3 protein-coding genes are annotated in these 3,791 nt (G+C 65.0%); all 3 read left to right on the top strand.

Going from position 1 to position 3,791, the window contains the following annotated elements; translation table 11 throughout:
• Positions 1–1,128 (top strand): ABC transporter substrate-binding protein (locus FOZ76_RS27045; protein ID WP_143951414.1); only part of this gene is annotated, 1,128 nt, incomplete at its 5' end.
• Positions 1,129–1,269: 141 nt separating this feature from the next.
• On the top strand, positions 1,270–2,964 hold the full coding sequence (locus tag FOZ76_RS27040; protein ID WP_143951413.1) for an ABC transporter substrate-binding protein: 1,695 nt from the start codon (positions 1,270–1,272) through the stop codon (positions 2,962–2,964).
• A gap of 191 nt (positions 2,965–3,155) precedes the next feature.
• Positions 3,156–3,791 (top strand): ABC transporter substrate-binding protein (locus FOZ76_RS27035; RefSeq protein ID WP_246129800.1); only part of this gene is annotated, 636 nt, incomplete at its 3' end.

The following is a 3,791-nucleotide window of genomic DNA, read 5'->3' as shown; positions in this document are numbered from 1 at the left end:
TTCGGCTACTACACCCAGATCTATCCCAAGGAGGTCGTCGACAAGGGCATCAACGACTGGCGCAACGCCAACGGCTCGGGCCCCTTCAAACTCGCCAACTACACCCAGGGCAACTTCGCCACCTACGAGCGCAATGCCGACTACTGGGACAAGACCACCATCGACGGCAAGGAATACCAGCTTCCCTTCATCGACGGCTTCACCTATCGCACTGTCAAGGACGAGAGCACTCAGCTCTCGCTGCTGCGCACCGGCCGCGTGGACATCATGGAGCTCATCCGTTGGAACGCGGTGGACGAGCTGAAAAAGAGCGCGCCCGATCTCCAGTGGCGCCGCGCCCTGATGCACACGGGCTACCTGCTCGCGCTGCGCAACGACACCAAGCCCTTCGACGACGTACGCGTGCGCCGCGCCATGAACATGGCCGTCAACAAGCAGGAAATCATCGACGCACTCTGGGCCGGCAATGGCGAGATGCTGGGCTTCCCGCTGCATCCGGACTATCTCGGCATCTACGAACCGCTGAAGGACATGCCCGCGGAGGTCCAGGCCGTCTTCAAGTACGACCCGGACGAGGCCAAGAAGCTGCTGGCCGAGGCGGGCTATCCCAAGGGCTTCAAGTTTCAGGCCCAGGTCTGCGCCTGCAACGCGGCGCACATGGAGCTGATGCCGCTGCTCACGGCCTACTACGAACAGATCGGCGTCACCATGGAAATCGTGCCCATGGAATACGCCGCGTTCTTCGGCGCGATGAACGCCAAGAACCATGCCGCCGGCTACATGATGAGCAAGGGCCACAGCAACCCGACCACGGCGCTGCGCAACTCCTACACCCCGGGCGATCCCTGGAACCCGGCCATGTACGACAACCCGGAGTTCAACGAAGGTCTGCAGGCCGCCTTCCGCGAGCGCGATCCTGAAAAGCAGGCCGAACTCCTGCGCGAGCTGACGCGCCTGGGCCTGGGCGATGCGCCGTACGTGTACCTGCCGACACCCTACATCTACCGCGCCTGGTGGCCGTGGGTGAAGAACTACGACGGCGAGGCGCGTGCGGGCGCGGTCAAGCCGGGGCCGATCTACTCGCGCATCTGGATCGATCAGGACCTCAAGAAGAAGATGGGGTATTGATGAAAGCCCCCCCCTACGCGCTCACGCGCGCCTCCCAGGGGGCGGCACTGGCGGACCGGAAAAGCCGGATCCGCGGTGCCCTGGATCGCACTGCCGCAGTTTCATCCGTCGAGATGGCGCCAACACCATGGGGGAACTGAGATGAGTCTGCAACGTCTTTCCGCCGCGGGCACGCTCGCGCTGGTCGCCGCGCTGGGTGGCGCCGGCGCGCAGGCGGCCGAAGCGCCGCAATACGGCGGCAAGCTCGAGATCATCAACTACTACTCCACGCTGAGCGCACTCAGTTGGGACCCGGCAGACTACGTGTGGAAGATCAACCACGACGCGGGGCACATCTACGAGTCGCTCATCGCCGGCGACCTCGGCAAGGCCAGCAGCCGGGGCGGCAGCCATACTTTCCAGGCCGACGCCTGGCTGCCGCCCGACGTGCAGCGCGGCGAGCTGGCCGAGAGCTGGGAGGTCAAGCCCGACCCCTGGCGCGTCGAGATCAAGCTGCGCGAAGGCGTCATGTTTCCCGCCAAGCCCGGCGTCATGGAGGCGCGCGAGCTCACCGCCGAAGACGTGGTCTACAGTCTGAACCGCCTGCTGAAGTCCCCGCGCGCCGTGCCCGACTACTACAGCTTCGTGGATCGCGTCGAGGCCACCGGCCCGCACACGCTCACGATCTTCAAGCACGAGTACCGCAGCGACTGGGACTACCGGCTGGGCTACGGCTACTACAGCCAGATCTATCCCAGGGAAGTCGTCGAGAAGGGCATCAGTGACTGGCGCAACGCCAACGGCACCGGCCCCTTCCGGATCGCCAACTACACCCAGGGCAACTTCGCCACCTACGAGCGCAACCCCGACTACTGGGACAGCGAAACCATCGACGGCAAGGCGTACCGCCTGCCCTACGTCGACAGCTTCACCTACCGCACCGTGATGGACGAAAGCACGCGCCACTCGCTGCTGCGCACGGGCCGCGTCGACATCATGGAACAGATCCGCTGGAGCGCGGTCGAGGAGCTGAAAAAGAGCGCGCCCGACCTGAAATGGCGGCGCTCGCTGATGCATTTCGGCGTCCTGCTCGCCCTGCGCAACGACACCAAGCCCTTTGACGACGTGCGCGTGCGCCGCGCCATGAACATGGCCGTCAACAAACAGGAAATCATCGACGCCCTGTACGAAGGCAACGCCGAGATGCTCGCCTTCCCGCTGCATCCGGACTACGCGGGGATCTACCGGCCGCTGGACGAATTGCCAGAGAACGTGCGCGCGCTCTTCGCCTACGACCCCGATGGCGCGAAGCAACTGCTGGCCGAGGCCGGCTATCCCAAGGGCTTCAAGTTCCAGGCCCAGGTCTGTGCCTGCAACCCGTCCCACATGGAGCTCATGCCCCTGCTCGCGGCCTACTACGAGCAGATCGGCGTGACCATGGAGATCGTGCCCATGGAGTACGGCGCCTTCTTCGGCGCCATGAACGCCAAGAACCATGCCGCCGGCTACATGATGAGCAAGGGCCACAGCAACCCGGCAGCCGCGCTGTACAACTCGTTCACGCCCGGCGACCCCTGGAACCCGGCCATGTACGACAGCGCCGAGTTCAACGAGGGGATGCTGGCCGTGTTCCGGGAAGACGATGAGGCCGGACAGACCGAACTGCTGCACGAACTCACCGACCTGGTGCTGTCGGACGCGGCCTACGTCTACCTGCCCACGGCCTATACGTATGCCGCCTGGTGGCCCTGGGTGAAGGGCTACGACGGCGAGCTGCGCGCCGGCTCGGTCAAGCCCGGGCCCATCTATGCGCGCATCTGGATCGACCAGGACCTCAAGAAGAAGATGGGGTATTGAGATGATCCCTCCCTACGCGCTGACGCGCGCCTCCCAGGGGGGCTTCAGCCTCCTTCGGGCGGCCGGGCGGAGGCTGAAATGATCGCAACCATCGCCGATGCGGCACGGGCTTTCACGCCTGCGGGCCGATCGGCCACAACGACCCGGCTGCTGCGGCCAGCAGCCTCGACCAAGAAGCACGGAGATTTTGCATGACCCTGTCCCACCTGAAAGCCGCCACCGGCGCGTTGGCCATCGGCACTGCCCTGCTGGGCGGCGCTCTTGCCCATGCGGCGGAGGAGCCGACGTACGGCGGCAAGCTGGAGATCATCAATTACTACCCCACGCTGAGTGCGTTGACCTGGGACCCGGCCGACTCCGTCTGGAAGATGAACAACGACGCCGGCCACATCTACGAGTCGCTGATCGCGGGCGACCTCTCCAAGGCCCAGAGCCGCGGCGGCAAGTTCAACTTCGAACCCGACGCCTGGCTGGCGCCGGAGGCCCAGCGCGGCGAGCTGGCCGAAAGCTGGGAAGTCAGGGACGACCCGCTGCGCGTGGAGATCAAGCTGCGCGAAGGCATCATGTTCCCCGCCAAGGAAGGCGTCATGGACGCGCGCGAGCTCACCGCCGAAGACGTGGTCTACAGCCTGAACCGGCAGATGGCCTCCAAGCGCGCCCCAGCCAACCTCTACGAATTCGTGGACCGCATCGAGGCCACCGGCCCGCACACGCTCACGGTCTTCATGAAGCACTACAACAGCGAGTGGGACTATCGCCTGGGCTTCGGCTACTACACCCAGATCTATCCCAAGGAGGTCGTCGACAAGGGCATCAACGACTGGCGC

Source organism: Verticiella sediminum, from assembly GCF_007558815.1.
Classification (GTDB): Bacteria; Pseudomonadota; Gammaproteobacteria; order Burkholderiales; family Burkholderiaceae_B; genus Verticiella; species Verticiella sediminum.
Note: the sequence above shows the minus strand (reverse complement) of the source record. Positions and strands in the feature narration are given on the sequence as shown.

Bases quoted from the DNA above. Each gene is read 5' to 3' on its own strand.
- FOZ76_RS27040 (WP_143951413.1), top strand. From the start codon at position 1,270: ATGAGTCTGCAACGTCTTTCCGCCGCGGGCACGCTCGCGCTGGTCGCC.